Genomic DNA, 493 nt, shown 5'->3' on the forward strand with positions numbered 1-493 from the left:
AGATGCAATGGCAGACGAGCCTGCTCCACTGGCAGAAGATCTAGTGCCAGAAGTTGAAGCATCAGTTTCGGAAGAAGTTGTTTCAGAAGAGCCTGTTTTAGAAGAGCCAGAGTCCATTGAATTGGACGATGCTGAACTGGGCGAGTTCGATGAATCGGTTGCATTGGATGCAATGGTCGATGAGCCAGCTCCACTGGCAGAAGATCTAGCACCAGAAGTTGAAGCGCCAGTTTCGGAAGAAGTTGCTTCCGATGAGCCAGAATCCATTGAACTGGACGATGCAGACTTGGGCGAGTTCGATGAAGATGCCGCCTTGGATGCAATGGCAGACGAGCCAGCTCCACTGGCAGAAGATCTAGAGCCAGAAGTTGAAGCGCCGGTTTCAGAAGAAGTTGTTCCAGAAGAGCCTGTTTTAGAAGAACCAGAGCCCATTGAACTGGACGATGCCGACCTAGGCGAATTCGATGAAGCGGCAGCGTTGGATGCAATGGCA

At 51.1% G+C, this 493-nt stretch carries 1 protein-coding gene; it reads left to right on the forward strand.

Features of this window, described 5'->3' with window-relative positions; all coding sequences use genetic code 11:
• A partial coding sequence (locus tag RH89_RS29970) for a hypothetical protein (RefSeq protein ID WP_004404556.1) occupies positions 1–493 on the forward strand: 493 nt, incomplete at both ends.

This window comes from Vibrio nigripulchritudo ATCC 27043 (assembly GCF_000222685.1).
In the GTDB taxonomy this organism is placed as follows: Bacteria; Pseudomonadota; Gammaproteobacteria; order Enterobacterales; family Vibrionaceae; genus Vibrio; species Vibrio nigripulchritudo.